At 60.7% G+C, this 19,922-nt stretch carries 13 protein-coding genes; 1 reads left to right on the forward strand and 12 read right to left on the reverse strand.

Annotated elements, in window-relative coordinates; all coding sequences use genetic code 11:
* Positions 1 to 252: 252 nt before the first annotated feature.
* The 10 genes from CAG47_RS13880 to CAG47_RS13930 form a co-directional block, all read right to left on the reverse strand.
* Positions 253 to 1,671 (reverse strand): FAD-dependent oxidoreductase, encoded by a 1,419-nt coding sequence (locus CAG47_RS13880; protein ID WP_085725430.1) that lies wholly within the window; start codon positions 1,669 to 1,671, stop codon positions 253 to 255.
* Positions 1,672 to 1,796: 125 nt separating this feature from the next.
* Positions 1,797 to 6,242 (reverse strand): glutamate synthase large subunit, encoded by a 4,446-nt coding sequence (gltB, locus tag CAG47_RS13885; protein WP_085725431.1) that lies wholly within the window; start codon positions 6,240 to 6,242, stop codon positions 1,797 to 1,799.
* 349 nt (positions 6,243 to 6,591) lie between these two features.
* Entirely contained in the window at positions 6,592 to 8,193 is a 1,602-nt protein-coding gene (locus tag CAG47_RS13895) for an AAA family ATPase (protein WP_085725432.1), read from the reverse strand.
* Between the two features lie 10 nt (positions 8,194 to 8,203).
* Positions 8,204 to 9,304: a 3-dehydroquinate synthase gene (gene aroB, locus CAG47_RS13900; RefSeq protein WP_085725433.1), complete on the reverse strand. Its 1,101-nt coding sequence runs from the start codon at positions 9,302 to 9,304 to the stop codon at positions 8,204 to 8,206.
* 150 nt (positions 9,305 to 9,454) lie between these two features.
* Positions 9,455 to 9,973 carry a shikimate kinase AroK gene (gene aroK, locus CAG47_RS13905; RefSeq protein WP_015093141.1) on the reverse strand — a complete coding sequence of 173 codons (519 nt, stop codon included), beginning with the start codon at positions 9,971 to 9,973 and terminating at the stop codon, positions 9,455 to 9,457.
* A gap of 4 nt (positions 9,974 to 9,977) precedes the next feature.
* Positions 9,978 to 12,044 (reverse strand): type IV pilus secretin PilQ, encoded by a 2,067-nt coding sequence (pilQ, locus tag CAG47_RS13910; protein ID WP_085725434.1) that lies wholly within the window; start codon positions 12,042 to 12,044, stop codon positions 9,978 to 9,980.
* Positions 12,045 to 12,057: 13 nt separating this feature from the next.
* Complete coding sequence (locus CAG47_RS13915) at positions 12,058 to 12,585, reverse strand: pilus assembly protein PilP (protein ID WP_085725435.1); 528 nt, start codon at positions 12,583 to 12,585, stop codon at positions 12,058 to 12,060.
* Complete coding sequence (locus CAG47_RS13920; RefSeq protein WP_085725436.1) at positions 12,582 to 13,205, reverse strand: type 4a pilus biogenesis protein PilO; 624 nt, start codon at positions 13,203 to 13,205, stop codon at positions 12,582 to 12,584. Before CAG47_RS13920 ends, CAG47_RS13915 begins: the two co-directional genes overlap by 4 nt.
* Positions 13,202 to 13,768, reverse strand: a complete 567-nt coding sequence (locus CAG47_RS13925; protein ID WP_085725437.1) for a PilN domain-containing protein — start codon at positions 13,766 to 13,768, stop codon at positions 13,202 to 13,204. Before CAG47_RS13925 ends, CAG47_RS13920 begins: the two co-directional genes overlap by 4 nt.
* Positions 13,768 to 14,826, reverse strand: a complete 1,059-nt coding sequence (locus tag CAG47_RS13930; protein WP_085725438.1) for a pilus assembly protein PilM — start codon at positions 14,824 to 14,826, stop codon at positions 13,768 to 13,770. The genes CAG47_RS13925 and CAG47_RS13930 overlap by 1 nt, the downstream gene beginning before the upstream one ends.
* A gap of 216 nt (positions 14,827 to 15,042) precedes the next feature.
* Between CAG47_RS13930 and CAG47_RS13935 the strand changes: the two genes are divergently transcribed.
* A complete protein-coding gene (locus CAG47_RS13935; protein WP_371917209.1) occupies positions 15,043 to 17,481 on the forward strand; it encodes a penicillin-binding protein 1A in 2,439 nt (812 codons plus the stop codon).
* Between the two features lie 182 nt (positions 17,482 to 17,663).
* Here the strand turns inward: CAG47_RS13935 and CAG47_RS13940 are convergent, their stop codons facing one another.
* Positions 17,664 to 18,932, reverse strand: coding sequence for a malic enzyme-like NAD(P)-binding protein (locus tag CAG47_RS13940; protein ID WP_085725440.1), 1,269 nt, complete (start codon positions 18,930 to 18,932; stop codon positions 17,664 to 17,666).
* 183 nt (positions 18,933 to 19,115) lie between these two features.
* Positions 19,116 to 19,904, reverse strand: coding sequence for a thermonuclease family protein (locus CAG47_RS13945; RefSeq protein ID WP_085725441.1), 789 nt, complete (start codon positions 19,902 to 19,904; stop codon positions 19,116 to 19,118).
* Between the last annotated feature and the right edge of the window lie 18 nt (positions 19,905 to 19,922).

Consider the following 19,922-nt stretch of genomic DNA (forward strand, 5'->3'; position numbering starts at 1 on the left):
TCGGCATCCGGAAAAAAAGTGAGGGCATTTTCTCAGAGCGCGAGGGAAAAGGCACGGATGCAGGTCAGCCTTTTGTCTATCGAGTCAAATTGTCGCGGTGGATGCAGTATTTGCCTCACTACAAAACGACTGTGGGAGCGAGCCTGCTCGCGAAGAGGCCGGCACATCCAACCTTGAAGTTGGCTGACAGACCGCTTTCGCGAGCAGGCTCGCTCCCACAGGGGGTTACAGCATTTCACTCTGGGTCCGGGGTCAGACGCCCAGATAATCCAGGATCCCTTCCGCCGCATTGCGGCCTTCGAAGATCGCCGTCACCACCAGGTCGGACCCGCGCACCATGTCGCCACCGGCGAAGATTTTCGGGTTGCTGGTCTGGTGCTTGTACTGCCCCTGCTCCGGTGCCACGACGCGGCCCTGGCTGTCGGTCTGGATCTCGAACTGCTCGAACCACGGTGCCGGGCTCGGACGGAAACCGAAGGCGATGACCACGGCGTCGGCCGGGATGATCTCTTCGGAGCCCGGAATCGGCTCGGGGCTGCGACGGCCACGGGCGTCCGGCTCGCCGAGACGGGTCTCGACCACCTTCACACCTTCGACCTTGTCTTCGCCAACGATGGCGATCGGCTGGCGGTTGTAGAGGAATTTCACGCCTTCTTCCTTGGCGTTCTTCACCTCTTTGCGCGAGCCCGGCATGTTCGCTTCGTCACGACGATAAGCACAGGTCACCGACTTGGCGCCCTGGCGAATCGACGTACGATTGCAGTCCATCGCCGTGTCGCCGCCGCCCAGTACCACGACCTTCTTGCCTTTCATGTCGACGAAATCTTCCGGCGACTTTTCAAAGCCCAGGTTGCGGTTGACGTTGGCGATCAGGAAGTCCAGGGCGTCATACACGCCCGGCAGGTCCTCGCCGGCAAAACCGCCCTTCATGTAGGTGTAGGTGCCCATGCCCATGAACACGGCATCGTATTCGGCGAGCAATTGCTCCATGGTCACGTCCTTGCCCACCTCGGTGTTGAGGCGGAACTCGATGCCCATGCCGGTGAAGACTTCGCGACGATTGCTCAGCACAGTCTTCTCGAGCTTGAACTCAGGGATGCCGAAGGTCAGCAGACCGCCGATTTCCGGGTTCTTGTCGAACACCACCGGGGTCACGCCGCCGCGCACCAGTACATCGGCACAGCCCAGGCCAGCAGGCCCGGCACCGATGATCGCGACACGCTTGCCGGTCGGTTTGACCTTGGACATGTCCGGGCGCCAGCCCATGGCGAAGGCGGTGTCGGTGATGTACTTCTCCACCGAACCGATGGTCACCGCGCCGAAACCGTCGTTGAGCGTGCAGGCACCCTCGCACAGACGGTCCTGCGGGCACACCCGGCCGCAGACTTCAGGCAGGGTGTTGGTCTGGTGCGACAACTCGGCGGCCTGGAGGATGTTGCCCTCGGCCACCAGCTTCAGCCAGTTGGGAATGAAGTTGTGCACCGGGCACTTCCATTCGCAATACGGGTTACCGCAACCCAGGCAGCGGTGGGCCTGGTCGGCCGACTGCTGGGGTTTGAAGGGTTCGTAGATTTCCACGAACTCTTTCTTGCGCTGACGCAACAGTTTCTTCTTCGGATCCTTGCGCCCGACCTCGATGAATTGGAAGTCGTTATTCAGACGTTCGCCCATCTTCAAAACCTCTTACACGACAGCTCCAAGCTACAAGCTTGAAGCTGCAAGACAATCACGGTGGCACACACAACGCGCACTGTTGTTAACTTGCGGCTTAAAGCTTGCCGCTGGCAACTGCGTCGTTATTGCGGATTGGCACGGGTGCTGGAAAGCAACGAATTCAGGTTGGCAGCCTTGGGCTTGACCAGCCAGAAACGACGCACGTAATCATCGAGGTTCTCGGCGAGTTCACGACCCCACTCGCTGTCGGTTTCCTCGACGTACTCGTTCAGCACGCGCTGCAGGTGGCTACGGTAGGCTTCCATCGCCTCGCCGCTGATCCGCTGGATTTCCACCAGTTCGTGGTTGACCCGGTCAACGAAGGTGTTGTCCTGGTCGAGCACGTAGGCGAAACCGCCGGTCATGCCAGAGCCGAAGTTGTAACCGGTCTTGCCCAGAACGCAGACGAAGCCACCGGTCATGTACTCGCAGCAGTGATCGCCAGTGCCTTCCACGACGGTGTGGGCACCGGAGTTACGCACGGCGAAACGCTCGCCCGCGGTGCCTGCGGCGAACAGCTTGCCGCCGGTGGCGCCGTAGAGGCAAGTGTTGCCGATGATGGCACTGTCCTGGGTGCGGTAGACGCTGCCCTTCGGCGGAACGATCACCAGCTTGCCGCCGGTCATGCCCTTGCCGACGTAGTCGTTGGCGTCGCCTTCCAGGTACATGTTCAGGCCGCCGGCGTTCCACACGCCGAAACTCTGCCCGGCCGTGCCTTTGAAGCGGAACGTGATCGGCGCGTTGGCCATGCCCTGGTTGCCGTGCTTGCGCGCGATTTCACCGGAGATCCGCGCGCCGATGGAACGGTCGCAGTTGCAGATGTCCAGGGCGAATTCGGCGCCGCTCAGGTCGTTGATCGCCGAGGTGGCCATGTCGACCATTTTCTCGGCCAGCAGGCCCTGGTCGAATGGCGGGTTGCGGTCCACGCCACAGAACTGCGGTTTGTCCGCCGGCACGTGGTCGCTGCCCAGCAACGGGGTCAGGTCCAGGTGATGTTGCTTGGTGGTCTGGCCTTCGATGATGTCCAGCAGATCGGTACGGCCGATCAGCTCTTCGAGGGAGCGCACGCCCAGCTTGGCCAGCCACTCACGGGTTTCCTCGGCGACGTAGGTGAAGAAATTCACCACCATGTCGACGGTACCGATGTAGTGGTCCTTGCGCAGCTTCTCGTTCTGAGTCGCGACGCCGGTAGCGCAGTTGTTCAGGTGGCAGATACGCAGGTATTTGCAGCCCAGGGCGATCATTGGCGCGGTGCCGAAGCCGAAGCTTTCAGCGCCGAGGATGGCGGCCTTGATCACGTCGAGGCCGGTTTTCAGGCCACCGTCGGTTTGTACCCGGACTTTGCCGCGCAGATCGTTGCCACGCAGGGTCTGGTGGGTTTCGGCCAGGCCGAGTTCCCACGGAGCACCCGCGTATTTGATCGAGGTCAGCGGCGATGCGCCGGTGCCGCCGTCGTAGCCGGAGATGGTGATCAAGTCCGCGTAGGCCTTGGCCACACCGGCAGCGATGGTGCCGACGCCTGCTTCTGCTACCAGCTTCACCGAGACCAGCGCCTGCGGATTGACCTGTTTCAGGTCGAAAATCAGCTGCGACAAGTCTTCGATCGAGTAGATGTCGTGATGCGGCGGAGGCGAGATCAGGGTCACGCCCGGCACTGCATAACGCAGCCTGGCGATCAGACCGTTGACCTTGCCGCCTGGCAACTGACCGCCTTCGCCCGGCTTGGCGCCCTGGGCGACCTTGATCTGCAGCACTTCGGCGTTGACCAGGTATTCCGGGGTCACACCGAAACGGCCGGTGGCCACTTGCTTGATTTTCGAGCTCTTGATGGTGCCGTATCGCGCCGGGTCTTCGCCGCCTTCGCCGGAGTTGGAACGCGCACCGAGGCGGTTCATGGCTTCGGCCAGGGCTTCGTGAGCTTCCGGCGACAGGGCGCCCAGCGAGATGCCGGCGGAGTCGAAGCGCTTGAGCACCGACTCCAGCGGCTCGACTTCACTGATATCCAGCGGCGTATCGAGGGTTTTGACTTTCAGCAGGTCGCGGATCATCGACACCGGACGGTTGTCCACCAGCGACGTGTATTCCTTGAACTTGGCGTAGTCGCCCTGCTGCACGGCGGCCTGCAGGGTGTTGACCACGTCCGGGTTGTACGCGTGATATTCGCCACCGTGGACGAACTTCAGCAGGCCGCCTTGCTGGATCGGCTTGCGCGGGCTCCAGGCTTCGGTGGCCAGGGCTTTCTGCTCGGCTTCGATGTCGACGAAACGCGCACCCTTGATGCGGCTTGGCACGCCCTTGAAGCTCAGGCTGCAGACTTCTTCGGACAAGCCGATCGCTTCGAACAGTTGTGCTCCGCGATAGGAGGTAATGGTCGAGATACCCATCTTCGACAGGATCTTGAGCAGGCCCTTGGTGATGCCTTTGCGGTAGTTCTTGAACACCTCATAGAGGTCGCCCAGCACTTCACCGGTACGGATCAGGTCGCCCAGCACTTCGTAGGCCAGGAACGGATAAACGGCGGAGGCACCGAAACCGACCAGCACGGCGAAGTGATGCGGATCGCGAGCGGTCGCGGTTTCCACCAGGATGTTGGAGTCGCAACGCAGGCCTTTTTCGGTCAGGCGGTGGTGTACCGCGCCAGTCGCCAGGGAAGCGTGGATCGGCAACTTGCCCGGGGCAATGTGACGGTCACTCAGCACGACCTGGGTACGACCGGAGCGCACGGCTTCCTCGGCCTGATCGGCAACGCTGCGGATGGCGGCTTCGAGGCCGACGCTTTCGTCGTAGTTGAGGTCGATGATCGCCCGCTCGAAACCCGGACGGTCGAGGTTCATCAGCGAGCGCCACTTGGCCGGGGAAATGATCGGCGAGCTGAGGATCACGCGCGAAGCGTGCTCCGGCGACTCCTGGAAGATGTTGCGCTCGGCACCGAGGCAGATCTCCAGCGACATGACGATAGCTTCACGCAGCGGGTCGATCGGCGGGTTGGTCACCTGCGCGAACTGCTGGCGGAAATAGTCGTACGGCGTGCGCACGCGCTGGGACAGCACGGCCATCGGCGTGTCGTCGCCCATCGAGCCCACAGCTTCATAGCCTTGCTCGCCGAGCGGACGCAGCACCTGGTCGCGCTCTTCGAACGTGACCTGGTACATCTTCATGTATTGCTTGAGCTGATCGACGTCGTAGAACGCCGAACCGTGGTCGTTGTCTTCCATGGTCGCCTGGATGCGCAGGGCATTCTTGCGCAGCCATTGCTTGTACGGATGACGGGACTTCAGGCGGTTGTCGATAGCGTCGGTGTCGAGGATCTGACCGGTTTCGGTGTCCACGGCAAAGATCTGGCCAGGACCAACGCGGCCCTTGGCGATCACGTCTTCAGGCTGATAGTTCCAGACACCGATTTCCGAGGCCAGGGTGATGAAGCCGTTCTTGGTGGTGACCCAACGCGCCGGACGCAGACCGTTACGGTCGAGCAGGCACACCGCGTAGCGACCGTCGGTCATTACCACGCCGGCCGGGCCGTCCCACGGCTCCATGTGCATCGAGTTGTATTCGTAGAACGCACGCAGATCCGGGTCCATGGTTTCGACGTTCTGCCACGCAGGCGGAATGATCATCCGCACGCCACGGAACAGGTCGATGCCACCGGTGACCATCAGTTCCAGCATGTTGTCCATGCTCGAAGAGTCGGAACCCACGCGGTTGACCAGCGGGCCGAGCTCTTCCAGGTCCATCAGATCGTTGGCGAACTTGGTGCGACGGGCCACGGCCCAGTTGCGGTTGCCGGTGATGGTGTTGATCTCGCCGTTGTGCGCCAGGAAGCGGAACGGTTGAGCCAGCGGCCATTTCGGCAGGGTGTTGGTGGAGAAGCGCTGGTGGAATACGCAAATCGAAGTTTGCAGGCGCTCATCGCTCAGGTCTGGATAGAAGGCGGCCAAGTCCGCCGGCATCATCAGGCCTTTGTAAATGATGGTCTTGTGGGAAAAGCTGCACACGTAGTGATCGACGTCGGCGGCATTGGCCACGGACGAGCGACGACGGGAAGTGAACAGCTTGACGGCCATGTCCTGGTCGCTCAGGCCTTCACCGCCGATGTACACCTGCTCGATCTGCGGCAGGCGCTCAAGGGCCAGGCGGCCGAGGACGCTGGTGTCGATCGGCACTTTGCGCCAACCGATCAGTTGCAGGCCGGCGGCCAGGATCTCGCGGTTCATGTTCTCGCGAGCGGCTTCGGCTTTGACCGGGTCCTGGTTGAAGAAGACCATGCCCACGGCATATTGCTTGGGCATTTCGACGCCGAAGGTTTCCCGGGCAATGGCTCGCAGGAACGCATCCGGCTTTTGAATCAGCAGACCGCAACCGTCACCGGTCTTGCCGTCGGCATTAATCCCACCACGGTGGGTCATGCAGGTCAGGGCCTCGATGGCCGTTTGCAAAAGGGTATGACTGGGCTCGCCCTGCATATGGGCTATCAGGCCGAAACCGCAGTTATCCTTGAATTCATCTGGTTGGTACAGACCTGCTTTCATAGACACTTTCTCACCAGGCTGCCTCTGATCGAGGCAAATTTCTTTTCAATTCAACCACTTGCCATCTGCGCTGAACGTACGCCAGCTTTGCGGGGGCAAAAGGGAGGTCATTGTACACACCGACACTTGGCCTCACAAATTTGACGACGAAATGTCGCAAATTCATGTCGCATTTGTGAAAGGTTTAAAGCGATCTGCTGTGCTAGTCAAAACTTTTTTAATTTTGACCGCAACGACTCAAAGACTACTGTGACGCAGACACCACAAGGCACGCAGCCTGGAGGGCTGCGCGCACTTGTAGAAATTTTGAGGTGCTTGGAGAGGCGGCCTGGGTAAGGCCGCCGAATCTTCAGCGAGTTGTTGCCAGTTCCTGTTGGACGCTGGCGACAGTGCGAGGCCAAGGTTTACCAGCCTGAACCTTCGCTGGCAAGGCCTTGATGGCGGAAACGGCTGCATCACGGTTGGCGAAGTTGCCGTAGGTGATCACATAGAGCGGCTTGCCGTTGAGGACTTTCTTGAAGTAACGGTACTCGCCGCCCTGCTCCTTGACGAAGCTTTGCGCGGTCGCTTCGGAGCTGGTGCCGAGGATCTGCACCACGTAGTTACCAGGCGCCTGACCGGCATACCAGGTACCGCCAGCCGCCTTGGCCGCTGGAGCCGGCTTCTCGACAGGCTTGGCCGTCGCGGCAACGGCCGGCTTGGCTGGTGCGGGAGCAGGCTTGGCCACTGGTGCAGGCGCTGGCTTGGCGACGGCAACCTGGGTCGGCGCAGGCGTCGGCTTGGCCACTGGCGCTGGCGCAGGCGTCGGCGCAGGACCGGCCGGAACGCCTACGGGTGGTGCGGTTGTGGTAACGGTCGGCGGCGTAGCGCTGGAGCCTTCGACCGGCACACCATCATCGCCTTCGGTGATGCCGCCTGCGGCTTCAGCCAGCGGGCCACGCATGACCGGTTGCGAGTTACCGACCAACGGCAATGGCATTGGCTGGGTGTTACCGGCGAATTCGACGGCCGGAGCACCGCCATTGGCGGTTGGTTGCCCCTGGCCAAGCGGCAGTTGCGCCTGTTCGTTGGCCGGTGCACCCGCGGTCGGTGCCTTGTTGCGACCCGGCATCAACCAGGCGGCAGCTACCGCGACCACGACCACGGCGGAAATCGCCAATACGTGTTTCTTCGGCATATTGAACCCCATTTTTGGACGCTTGACCGCTGAGCGGCTGGCGATCATGGCTTCGATCATTGCATCGCGGGCGACCTGATTGATGCTGCCAGGCCAGCCTTCGGAGCTTTCGTGAATATCAGAGATCTGATCCGCGGTAAAAAGTTCGATGCCGCGGCCAGCGCCCTCAAGCCGCTGCTCCAGATACTCGCGGGTTTCTTCCTCGGTGTAGGGCTGCAGCTCGATGACATGGAAACGCTCTTCCTCGAGGTGCAAAGCCTCAAGCTGGGCAATCAGCGAGGTTTCACCAAACAGGAACACATGCGGGCGACCTTCAGGCGCGCCGGCAGCCAGGATCATCAGTGCCTCGAGCCCGGACTCGTCGAGTTGCTCGGCGTCATCGACCAGCAGATAGACTTCCTGCCCGGTCAGAGCAAGCTGCACCACCTGGGCCAGAATAGCGTCGGCATCGGCATGGGCGACATTCAGCGCCTGAGCCACCTGACGCAGCACCCCGGCCGCATCGCCGGCACCGCGGGCGGACACCACCACACTTTGTACCGACTGCTTGTTGGTACTGGCGACCAGGGCCTGGCGCAACAGGGTCTTGCCACTGCCCTCGGGGCCGGTGACCACCAGCAGCAACTGACTGTAACGGGCCAGATGATGCAGTTGTCCCAGCACGGGTTTGCGCTGGGCCGGGAAAAATTTGAAGCCGGGCACCCTTGGAGCAAAAGGGTCATGGCTCAACTGGTAATGGCCGAGGAAAGCCTCGTCGGCGTGCAAACTAGTCATTGTGTTCTTATTAACCTTTAAGCTGGGCCAGGGCGCGGTAGTCTGCCCCCAGCGTGGCCTGTAGAACCTCTTTCGGATAATCGTCGGTCACCACCGCTTCACCCATGCGGCGCAGCAACACCAGGCGCAAACGACCGTCGATCACTTTTTTATCAATGGACATATGTTCGAGGAAATCGGCTTCTGTCATCTCTTCTGGCGGAATGACCGGCAGCCCCGCACGCTGGAACAGACGAATGCCGCGATCACGCTCCTGTTCGCTGATCCAGCCCAGTCGCGCGGACATTTCCAGCGCCATTACCGTGCCAGCAGCCACAGCCTCACCATGAAGCCACACACCATAGCCCATGTGGGTTTCGATGGCGTGGCCAAACGTGTGGCCCAGGTTCAACGTGGCACGAACACCCGTCTCTTTCTCGTCGGCACCGACCACCGCCGCCTTGGCCGCGCAGGAACGCTCGATGGCGTAGGTCAGCGCTTGCTGATCCAGATTGCGCAGGCGATCGACATTGTCTTCGAGCCAGGTCAGGAACGGCTCATCGCAGATCAGTCCGTACTTGATGACTTCGGCCAACCCGGCGGACAGTTCGCGCGCCGGCAAGGTATTGAGGCTGGCGGTATCGATCAGCACCACGTTCGGCTGATAGAAGGCGCCGACCATGTTTTTTCCCAGCGGATGGTTGATCCCGGTCTTGCCGCCCACCGAGGAGTCGACCTGCGACAGCAACGTGGTCGGAATCTGGATGAAATCGACGCCGCGCTGGTAGCAGGCAGCGGCAAAGCCGGCCATGTCACCGATCACACCGCCACCGAGGGCGATCACCGTGGTGCGGCGGTCATGCCGTGCGGTCAGCAGGCCGTCGAAAATCAGTTGCAGGGTTTCCCAGGTCTTGAAGGCTTCGCCGTCGGGCAACACCACGGAAATCACCGAGAACTGCGCCAGGCTGCGGGTCAGACGCTCGAGATAGAGCGGTGCGACAGTCTCGTTGGAGATGATCGCTACTTGCCGTCCGCGAATGTGCGGGGCCAGCAGCTCAGGCTGATCCAACAAACCTTCGCCAATATGAATCGGGTAGCTGCGCTCGCCCAGATCAACTTTGAGTGTCTGCATGTGTCCCCACAGTGAAGATGAATCAGGCGTCCTGCCTTGAGTTATCGAATATCCACGGCATCTGCTGGTGTGACGCTGTTCGGTGGCCATCCGCCACAACCTTGAGCGGTCATGGCAGAACGCCGAGGATAGCGCATTTCGTGCGACGCTTTAACGGGGTGGCAACTGCTGCAGGCGCTCTAGAATGTCGAGTACGACCATTCGTGGCGGCCGCTCATCGGTTTCGACCACCAGGTCAGCAATTTCCCGATAAAGCGGGTCGCGGATCGCCAACAGGTCCCGAAGGGTCTTGGCCGGATCGGCAGTACGCAACAGCGGGCGATTGCGGTCGCGGGCCGTGCGGCCGACCTGCTGCTCGACCGACGCATGCAGATAAACCACTCGCCCACCGGCATGCAGTGCCCGACGATTGGCTTCGCGCATGACCGCGCCCCCACCTGTCGCCAGCACCACACCGTCGTAATCGCACAGCTCGGCAATCATTGCCTGCTCGCGATCACGAAAGCCCGGTTCGCCTTCTTTATCGAAGATCCAAGGGATATTGGCGCCCGTGCGCAATTCAATTTCCTTATCGGAATCTTTGAATGGCAAGCGCAGTTCTTTGGCCAGCAACCGGCCGATGGTGCTTTTTCCAGCACCCATCGGTCCAACAAGAATCAAATTTCGCACAGAATCAATGACTCACAGCAATCGCCTGATTGTTCATGATACGCGGAGTGAGGAACACCAGCAGCTCGGATTTTTTATCCGAGACCACATCACGCCGGAAAAGGCGGCCAAGATACGGCACATCGCCAAGAAATGGCACCTTATCTACAACCTTGCTCTGAGTATTTGAGAAAACCCCGCCAATGACGATGGTCTCGCCATCGTTGACCAGGACCTTGGCGTTGACCTCGTTTTTCTTGATGGGCGGTACATCCTGGACCTTGTTCAGGAAGTCCGGCTCGTCCTTGGTCACCTTGACGTCCATGATGATCCGGTTGTCGGGGGTGATCTGCGGCGTCACCTCCAGCGACAGCGAAGCCTCCTTGAACGACACCGAAGTCGCGCCGCTGGAACTGGCTTCCTGGTAGGGAATTTCGGTGCCCTTGAGGATTTTGGCGGTTTCCTTGTCGGACGTGACCACCTTGGGTTGCGAGACGATTTCCCCGTTGCCGGTTTTCTCCATGGCTGACAGCTCCAGATCCAGCAAGACGTTATCGGTGATGAACGCGATGCCGATTCCCGAAGTATTATTGGCCACACCCAAGTCGACGAACGGTGAGTTGGCGCTCGTACTGCCGGGCGTTCCGATGGTCGTCGAAGCATTGAGCCCGTTATTGACCCCGGAAGTGTTCCAGTTCCCCTTTCGCACCGAACCACCCCAACGCACCCCGAGGCTTTTGTCATAGTCGACGTTGGCTTCGACAATACGCGCCTCGATCATGACCTGACGCACAGGGATATCCAGTTGCGTGACGATCCGGCGCAGTTCATCAAGCCGGTCCTGTGTCTGGTAGGCAATGATGTTGTTGGTGCGCTCATCGACGGTGATCGACCCCCGCTCGTCGGGTTTCGCCTCGGCACTGGTCACAGACTGGAAGAGCTTGGCGATGTCCGCCGCCTTGGCATAATTCACTTGCAACAGCTCCCGGCGCAGCGGCGCCAGGTCGGCAATTTGCTTTTGTGACTCCAGCTCCTGACGCTCACGGGCAGCAATCTCATCGGCCGGCGCGACAAGCAGGACATTGCCGACCTTGCGCTTGTCCAGCCCCTTGGTTTTCAGCACCAGATCCAGCGCCTGATCCCACGGCACGTTCTGCAGGCGTAAAGTGATGCCGCCCTGCACCGTGTCGCTGGCGACCAGGTTGAGGTTGGTGAAGTCGGCGATCAGTTGCAGAACTGAACGCACATCGATGTCCTGGAAATTCAGCGAAAGCTTCTCGCCACTGTAGGCCTGCTGACCGGCACTGCGCTTTTGCAGGTTGTCGACCGTCGCCGGGCGAACACTGACCGTAAGCTTGCTGTCAGTCTGATAGGTCGAATAATCGAACGTGCCGCCGGGCTCGATGCTGATGGTGGCTCGATCGCCGCTCGCACTTGCATTGACAAACTGCACTGGCGTGGCGAAGTCCTTCACATCCAGACGCACGCGCAACGGCTCGGGCAATCGGGTCTTGGCAAACCCGACAAGGATCTTGCCGTCGCGCACCTGGATGTCGGGGGCAATTGAAGGATCCGACAAGTCGATCAGCACATTGCCCTCGCCTTGTGTTCCTCGCTGAAAATCCACCCCCCGAATGGCCTTGCCTGGCGTCGCAGTGACTCGTGCCGGAACCGGCATTGCCGCGGCCACCGGCCTGGAGGTCGCCGACTCGACCCCCTGCCCGACAACCACCAGCAAATTGTTGCCTTCAATTCGCGAGTCGTACGGGGCCGACTGGTTCAGGTTGATGATCAACCGCGTACGATCACGGGTCTCCACCACCGTTGCACTGCGGGCATTTCCACCGCCGAGATCGCGAGTCTTGCTGGCCAGTTGACTGGCGACACCCGGCAAATCCAGCGCAATCCGGGCCGGCGACGCCGTCGTGTAGCCATGGGGCACGGGAGGCGGCTCATCGAACGACAACTTCAACTCGACACGGTCTCCTGGCAGCGCGGCGACATCCAGCGCCTTGAGGTTGACCGCTTGAACCATCGGCGACATCAACGCTATCCATAGCGAAAGGCCGACGGCGGAGAAAATCCTGTTCATTATTCGAGTTCCACTATGAGTGTTCTTTCAAAGGGATGGTCCGGGAACGCTCCAGCCACGCGCCCTGACCATCTGGGACAATTTCAACCACATCGACCTGCGTGCTGCTGATCGCAACGATTCGTCCGTCATTACGCCCAAGGAAATCACCGACTTTCAGCCGGTGCACCCCGCCAGCCCCGCGCAACAGGGCATAGGAGCCCGTTGCATTGGAAAGGGTGCCGACCATTTCAAACTGCTCGATATTGAAACCTTCGAGGTATTGCCTGACCCGATCAGGGTCGGGCCTGACGTCATGCGACCCCTTGCGGCGAGCCGCCGGATCAGTGCTGATCTGCGGCGAAAACGGACTGCGCAGATTCGCCGCGTCATAGGTGAACGCCGGGTAAGACCGAAATACCGGCATTGGTTCAATCCTGCCCGGCCCGCGCAAACGCATTTCGCTCATGTACGCGTCCAGATCGTCGTAGTCTTCGCCCGCGCCACAACCGGACAGAGCGGACAGCAGCGCCATCGCCGAAAAACAACGTGCCAGACTCATTGATCCTGCCCCTTGTCGCTGTAGCGATAGGTCTTGGCGAGGATGCTCAAGCGCAGTTTTGGAGCTCCCTGGGGGCTGACCGGAGCAAGGTCGAAATCGTGCAAGGTGACGATTCGCGGCAACCCGGCCACACCACTGACGAAGGTGGCCAGGTCGTGGTAATCGCCGGTGACCGTGATCTGGATCGGCAGCTCGACATAGAACGGCTGGGCAACCTCTGGCAGCAACTTGATCTCTTCAAACTCAAGGCCGCTGCCCAGACCGGTACGCGTGATGTCTTCCAGCAAGCCAGGCACCTCGGTGTCGCCGGGCAGTTGCCGCAACAGCGCATCGAAAGTGCTCTCCATCTCCTGCAATTGCCGGGTGTAGAGATCCAGATTCGCGGCCATGCGAGTTTTATCAGCGAACTGCCCCTTGAGCATCGACTCCTCCTCTCGCTTGAGATCGAGCTCGCTCTCAAGATCGCGAGTGGAAAAGTTGTAGCCCAGCGCCAGCACCACAAGCATGAGCAAAGCGGCCACCAGAAACTTGATCGCCGGCGGCCAGGTGCCCATGTTGCTGGTATCCAGCTCATTGATATCGATCTTGCGCAGCTCTTCGAACCACTCGGATGGACTCATTTGCCTTCCTCCGGTGCCAAGGGCCGAGTCTGGCGAACGGTCAATTGGAAGACATTGGCCTGCTCGACCTGGCCGGCAGCTGCGGCCTTGACTTCGGTCAGGCTCGGCGCATCGAACCAGTCCGATGCCTCGAGATTGCGCATCAAGTCTGAAACACGGTTGTTGGATTGCGCGGCGCCGCTGATGGACAAGGTCTTTTCAGTCATTTTCACTTCGGTGAAATACACGCCGTCAGGCAGGGCTCGCGCCAACTGGTCAAATATTCGCCCGCTGATTGGGCGGTTGCCTTGCAGGTCCTGGATGATGCGCATGCGCTCGACCAGTTGCTGACGACGCGCCTTGAGATCATTGATCTGTGCGATTCGCTCATCGACCACGGTGATTTGCTTGCCGATATAGTCGTTACGGGCGACTTGCCGATCGATGGCACCGCCGATGACCTGGTTGGCAACCAGCACCGCCCCCATAGTGCCCACCGTTGCAGCCACCAGAACCAGCAGGAAGCGCTTGCGGCGGGCTTCACGCCGCTCTTCGCGCCAAGGTAAAAGGTTGATCCGTGCCATCAATCGAAGCTCCTGAGGGCCAGACCACAGGCGATCATCAGCGCCGGGGCATCGCTCGCCAGGGCAGCACCATTGACCTTGCTGCCCAGCGTCATTTCGGAAAAAGGATTCGCGACCTGGGTCGGCGTGCCCAATTGCTGCTCGATCAAGCGGTCCAGCCCCGGGATCGACGCTGTACCACCCGCCAGCAGGACGTGGTCGACGGCGCTGTACTGGCCACTGGCAAAGAAAAACTGCAGCGAGCGCGTCACCTGCTGCACCAGCGCCCCTTGAAATGGCTGCAAGACTTCAGCGACATAGTCATCCGGCAGGCCACCCTTCCTTTGCACCAGCCCCGCCTGCTCCAGCGTCAGGCCGTAGCGACGCTGGATTTCCTCGGTCAACTGCCGACCGCCGAACAGTTGTTCACGGGTGTAGATAATCCGCCCGTTGTGCAACACGCTCAGGGTGGTCATGGTGGCGCCGATATCCACCACGGCGACGGTCGAACGCTCCCCGGCGAGCCGACCGGCCAGCAACCCGAATGAGCGCTCCAGCGCGTAAGCCTCGACATCGACCACGCGAGCGGTCAGCCCCGCCAGGGTCAGGGCGGCCTCGCGGACTTCGACGTTTTCCTTGCGGCAAGCGGCCAGCAGGACGTTGACGCGTTCCGGATTGCGCACGGAGGCGCCCTGGACTTCAAAGTCGATCGCTACTTCATCCAGGGGATAGGGAATGTATTGATCGGCCTCGATCTTCAGCTGGCTTTCCATCTCGTCTTCGCGAAGCCCGGCATCCATCTCGATGATCTTGGTGATCACCGCCGAACCTGCCACCGCCACGGCCACGTTCTTGAGACCGGTCCTGGCCCTGGCCAGTGCGCGGGTTAGGGTCAGCCCCACGCCTTCGAGTTCGGCGATGTTCTTTTCGACCACCGCACCGACCGGCAACGGCTCGACCGCATAAGCCTCGACCCGGTAACGCTCGCCCTGACGGCTCAATTCCAGAAGCTTCACCGAGGTGGAACTGATATCGATTCCAAGGAGCGCATTGGTTTTTTTGTTGAAGAGTCCTGGCACGACCAATTCCCTATGACTTTCCGTGAGTTACGGACTATGCAATGTCCATTGCGTTCAATCCGCCCGTCTTGACAGAGGCGCCAACCACGCTCCCGATCAGAAAAATGCTTATAATGCCCAGCGTTTTTTTCCGCATTTGCTCAAGCGCGGGTCGTTCTCATTTAGCTTGAGCCCTGTTGCCCAATTCATTTTTGCCCTGGATGTCCAAAAGCCTTGATTCGTCTGCTGAAGTTTTTCGGTTGGTCCATCGTCGCGGTTTTCTGCGGACTCCTTCTGGGTCTGAGCGGGGCGTACCTCTACCTTAGTCCCGGGCTGCCGTCCGTGGAGGCGCTGAGAAGCATCCAGTTGCAGATCCCTTTGCGGGTCTACAGCAGCGATAACAAGTTGATCGCAGAATTCGGCGAAATGCGCCGCACACCGATCCGTTTCGCCGACATTCCCCCCAACTTCATCAATGCGTTACTAAGTGCTGAAGACGACAATTTCGCCAATCACTACGGTGTCGATCCGAGCAGCCTGATGCGTGCCGCGACCCAGCTGGTCAAAAGCGGACACATCCAGTCCGGCGGCAGCACGATCACCATGCAGGTGGCGAAGAACTTCTTCCTGACCAGCGAACGCAGCTTCTCGCGCAAGACCACCGAAATCCTCCTTGCCTTGCAGATCGAACGGCAGTTGACCAAGGACGAGATCCTCGAGCTGTACGTCAACAAGATCTACCTGGGTAACCGTGCGTACGGCATCGAGGCGGCGGCGCAGGTCTATTACGGCAAATCGATCCGCGATGTCAGCCTGGCGCAGATGGCGATGATCGCCGGCCTGCCCAAGGCGCCGTCACGCTTCAACCCGCTGGCCAACCCGGCGCGCAGCAAGGAGCGTCGCGACTGGATCCTGGGGCGCATGTACAAGCTCGGAAAAATCAGCGAGGCCGACTACACCGCGGCGATCAACGAACCGCTGAACGCCAGCTATCACGTGCCGACTCCGGAAGTGAACGCGCCATACATCGCCGAAATGGCCCGCGCCGAAATGGTCGGGCGTTATGGCAGCGACGCCTATACCGAAGGCTTCCGCGTCACCACCACGGTGCCAAGCGACCTCCAGGAACTGGCAAACACCGCGGTCCACGAAGGCCTGATGACCTACGACCAGCGCCACGGCTATCGCGGCCCCGAGTCGCGGCTGCCGGGCAAGACTCGCGAAGCCTGGGCGATCGAGCTGACCAAGCAACGCACCATCAGCGGCCTTGAACCGGCCATCGTGACCCAGGTCGACAAGAACGGCCTGCAAGTACTGACCCGCACCGGCCAGGAACACGTGAGCTGGGACTCCATGAAGTGGGCCCGGCCGTTCTTGAACACCAACAGCATGGGCGCCAATCCGAAACAACCATCGGACGTAGCCCAGGTCGGCGACCTGATTCGCGTGCAGCGCCAGGCGGACAACTCGCTGAAGTTCTGCCAGATCCCGCAGGCCCAGGGCGCGCTGGTGTCCCTGGACCCGCAGAACGGTGCCATTCGCTCGCTGGTCGGCGGTTTCGCCTTCGAGCAGAGCAACTACAACCGCGCACTGCAGGCCAAGCGCCAGCCGGGATCGAGCTTCAAGCCGTTCGTCTACGCCGCCGCCCTGGATAACGGCTACACCGCCTCCAGCCTGGTGAACGATGCACCGATCGTGTTCGTCGACGAGTACCTGGACAAAGTCTGGCGTCCGAAGAATGACACCAACACCTTCCTCGGCCCGATTCGTCTGCGTGAAGCGCTGTACAAGTCGCGCAACCTGGTGTCGATCCGCTTGCTGCAAGCGATGGGTGTAGGCAAGACCATCGACTACATCACTCGCTTCGGCTTCAACAAGCAGGACCTGCCGCCCAACCTGTCCCTGGCGCTGGGCACCGCGACCCTGACGCCAATGGAGATCGCCACCGGCTGGAGCACCTTCGCCAACGGCGGCTACAAGATCACCCCCTACATCATCGACAAGATCGAAAGCCGCAACGGCGACACGCTGTTCGTCGCCAACCCGCCGAGCGTGCCTCAGGGCGGCGCTGCCAGCGACGGTATTGCCGCACCAGCCCCACAAGCCTTCACGGTCAACGCAACACCGGGTGAGGTCCCGGGTACTACGCCGATGCCACAAGCACCCGCCGTGGCCGAACGCGTCGTTGACGGGCGCACCACGTACATCCTCAACAGCATGCTCGAGGACGTGATCAAGCTCGGCACCGGCCGCCGCGCACTGGCCCTGGGTCGCCCTGACATCGCCGGCAAGACCGGTACGACCAACGAGTCCAAGGATGCCTGGTTCTCCGGCTACAACGCCGATTACGTGACGACCGTGTGGACCGGTTTCGATCAACCGGAAAGCCTGGGCCGCAAGGAGTTCGGCGGCACCGTCGCGCTGCCGATCTGGATGAACTACATGGGCGCCGCGCTCAAAGGCAAGCCACCGCATACACAACCGGAGCCGGAAGGCATCCTCAGCCTGCGAGTCGACCCGATCAGCGGCCGCGCAGCCACCCCGGGCACACCAGGGGCCTACTTCGAACTGTTCAAGGCCGAAGATACGCCTCCGTCGGTCAACGAACTGAGCAATGGCTCGGCACCGGGCAGCCCGCTGCCGGCGGATGAAGCGGCGCCGATCGACCTCTTCTGATTCCGGCAAGATTGAAAAGCCCCGCCTTCGAGAGAAGCGCGGGGCTTTTTTTGCCTGACCGCTTTGCATCGATTAAACCCGCCTGCTCGCGAAGGCGCCGGTGCAAGCAACACAAAACCCCGAGGCATAAAAAAGCCCCGACTCTCACAAGCCGGGGCTTTCAATTGAAGCGCTACAACGGCTTAGCCGTTGAACACGTCATCCACGCTTTTGAGCGGGTAGTTCTTCGGATACGGCAGGGTCGCCACACCGGTCTCGATAGCGGCTTTCGCCACAGCATCGGAGATCACGGTGATCAAGCGAGCATCCATTGGCTTCGGAATGATGTACTCACGACCGAATTCCAGCTTGATGCCGCCATAGGCGTCGCACACTTCCTGAGGCACCGGCAGCTTGGCCAGTTCACGCAGGGCGTTGGCCGCAGCCACTTTCATTTCTTCGTTGATGCGCTTGGCGCGAACGTCCAGGGCACCACGGAAGATGAACGGGAAGCCCAGTACGTTGTTGACCTGGTTCGGGTAGTCGGAACGACCGGTGGCCATGATCACGTCGCTACGGGTAGCGTGTGCCAGCTCCGGGGAGATTTCCGGATCAGGGTTCGAGCACGCGAACACGATCGGGTTGGCCGCCATGGACAGCAGGCCTTCAGGGCTCAGCAGGTTCGGGCCCGACAGGCCTACGAACACGTCAGCGCCTTGCAGGGCGTCAGCCAGGGTGCGCTTGTCGGTCGCATGAGCGAACACGGCCTTGTACTGGTTCAGGTCGTCACGGCCGGAGTGGATCACACCGGTACGGTCAACCATGTAGATGTTTTCGATGTTGGCGCCCATGCTCACCAGCAACTTCATGCAGGAGATGGCGGCAGCACCGGCACCCAGGCAGACGATCTTGGCTTGCGGCAGGGTTTTGCCAGCGATTTCCAGGGCGTTGATCATGCCGGCGGCGGTCACGATGGCGGTACCGTGCTGGTCATCGTGGAATACCGGAATATCGCACTGCTCGATCAGAGCGCGTTCGATTTCAAAGCACTCGGGTGCCTTGATGTCTTCCAGGTTGATGCCACCGAAGGTGATGGAGATGCGCTTGACGGTGTCGATGAAGGCCTGCGGGCTTTCGGAGTCGACTTCGATGTCGAAAACGTCGATGCCGGCGAAGCGCTTGAACAGTACGCCTTTACCTTCCATCACCGGCTTGGAAGCCAATGGGCCGAGGTTACCCAGGCCGAGAATCGCGGTGCCATCGGAAATGACTGCAACCAGGTTGCCTTTGCCGGTGTACTTGTAGGCCAGCTCAGGATCGCGGGCGATCTCGCGTACTGGTTCGGCTACACCCGGGCTGTAGGCCAGCGACAGGTCGCGAGCGGTAGCAGTGGCCTTGGTGAGCTCGACACTCAGCTTACCTGGACGAGGATTGGCGTGATATTCGAGAGCGGCAGTTTTCAGATCAGACATTTTGGCATTCCGCTTTTTACTGTTGGACAGACTGGTCAGCGAGGATACGCGCCTCGCAAAGTCCCCACAAGACTGACGGGTCACCCCTGTCAAGCGCCCGGCCCTACGACTTTGGGCCAAGAGCCACGGCACACAAGGGCTAGACTGTTCACAATCGGAAGAAAAAATGTCTACAATTTTTTATCACTGCGCCACTTGAAGCATTGCCGGGTCGGTCAATGGCAACATCCAGCGTGCCTGGCCACTCTTGAGACCGCCTTTGCGCGAGCGATCCAATACCCAGCCGCGCGCCTCTACCTGCTTGCCCTCGAGGCCTTCCAGGGAATTCATATCGAAACGCGTCAGTAGATTGGGTGCAACGCGCAATACAACCGAGTCCTGCAATTCGATCCAAACCCCACCGCGATTGCGCTGCACCTTGCTCACACGACCGCTGAGCACGGCAAAACCGGAAGTGGATATCTGCTCCGCTTTCAGTACAGGTGACTGCCGCCACAACCCCAGGCCAGCCTGGCGCGCACTGCGCTCAGCCGCTTGCTGACAGGCGACCAAATCGACGTTCGGTGCCACGGCCACCAGAAAACCCAGGCCTTCGGCGAGCATTTGCGCTTCGAGGTTGGCGCCATCGGCACCGTAGACATGGGCCAGAGTGCGGCCGTAATGGTCTTGGCTTTCTTTACCCGGCAGCAAGCCAACCTGACCGTCGCTCGCCGCCACCAGGGCTTCGAGGCGTTTGCGCGCGGCCACGGCGAACGGCTCGTCGGAACGGCCCTTCTTGCCCAGTTCCGGGGTGTTCAAGCCAATCATGCGCACGTTGCGGCCATCGCTCAGGCGCAGGGTGTCACCATCCACCACCCGCTGCACCGCGACGGGCGCCAGGTCGCCTGGCGTCGGGCAAAAGGCCTGGGCGCCAGACAGCCAAATCGCGGACACAAAAAAGGCGCCCGCGAGGGACGCCTTTTTCATCAGCATGGAAAAACCGCAGTGGCT

Origin of the sequence: Pseudomonas sp. R37(2017) (assembly GCF_002113375.1) — a bacterium.
Lineage (GTDB): Bacteria > Pseudomonadota > Gammaproteobacteria > Pseudomonadales > Pseudomonadaceae > Aquipseudomonas.

Coding starts and splice junctions, on each gene's coding strand:
- CAG47_RS13940 (WP_085725440.1), bottom strand. CDS start 18,932: ATGTCTGATCTGAAAACTGCCGCTCTCGAATATCACGCCAATCCTCGT.
- CAG47_RS13925 (WP_085725437.1), bottom strand. CDS start 13,768: ATGGCACGGATCAACCTTTTACCTTGGCGCGAAGAGCGGCGTGAAGCC.
- CAG47_RS13880 (WP_085725430.1), bottom strand. CDS start 1,671: ATGGGCGAACGTCTGAATAACGACTTCCAATTCATCGAGGTCGGGCGC.
- aroB (WP_085725433.1), bottom strand. CDS start 9,304: ATGCAGACACTCAAAGTTGATCTGGGCGAGCGCAGCTACCCGATTCAT.
- pilQ (WP_085725434.1), bottom strand. CDS start 12,044: ATGAACAGGATTTTCTCCGCCGTCGGCCTTTCGCTATGGATAGCGTTG.
- CAG47_RS13915 (WP_085725435.1), bottom strand. CDS start 12,585: ATGAGTCTGGCACGTTGTTTTTCGGCGATGGCGCTGCTGTCCGCTCTG.
- CAG47_RS13945 (WP_085725441.1), bottom strand. CDS start 19,904: ATGCTGATGAAAAAGGCGTCCCTCGCGGGCGCCTTTTTTGTGTCCGCG.
- CAG47_RS13920 (WP_085725436.1), bottom strand. CDS start 13,205: ATGAGTCCATCCGAGTGGTTCGAAGAGCTGCGCAAGATCGATATCAAT.
- gltB (WP_085725431.1), bottom strand. CDS start 6,242: ATGAAAGCAGGTCTGTACCAACCAGATGAATTCAAGGATAACTGCGGT.
- CAG47_RS13895 (WP_085725432.1), bottom strand. CDS start 8,193: ATGACTAGTTTGCACGCCGACGAGGCTTTCCTCGGCCATTACCAGTTG.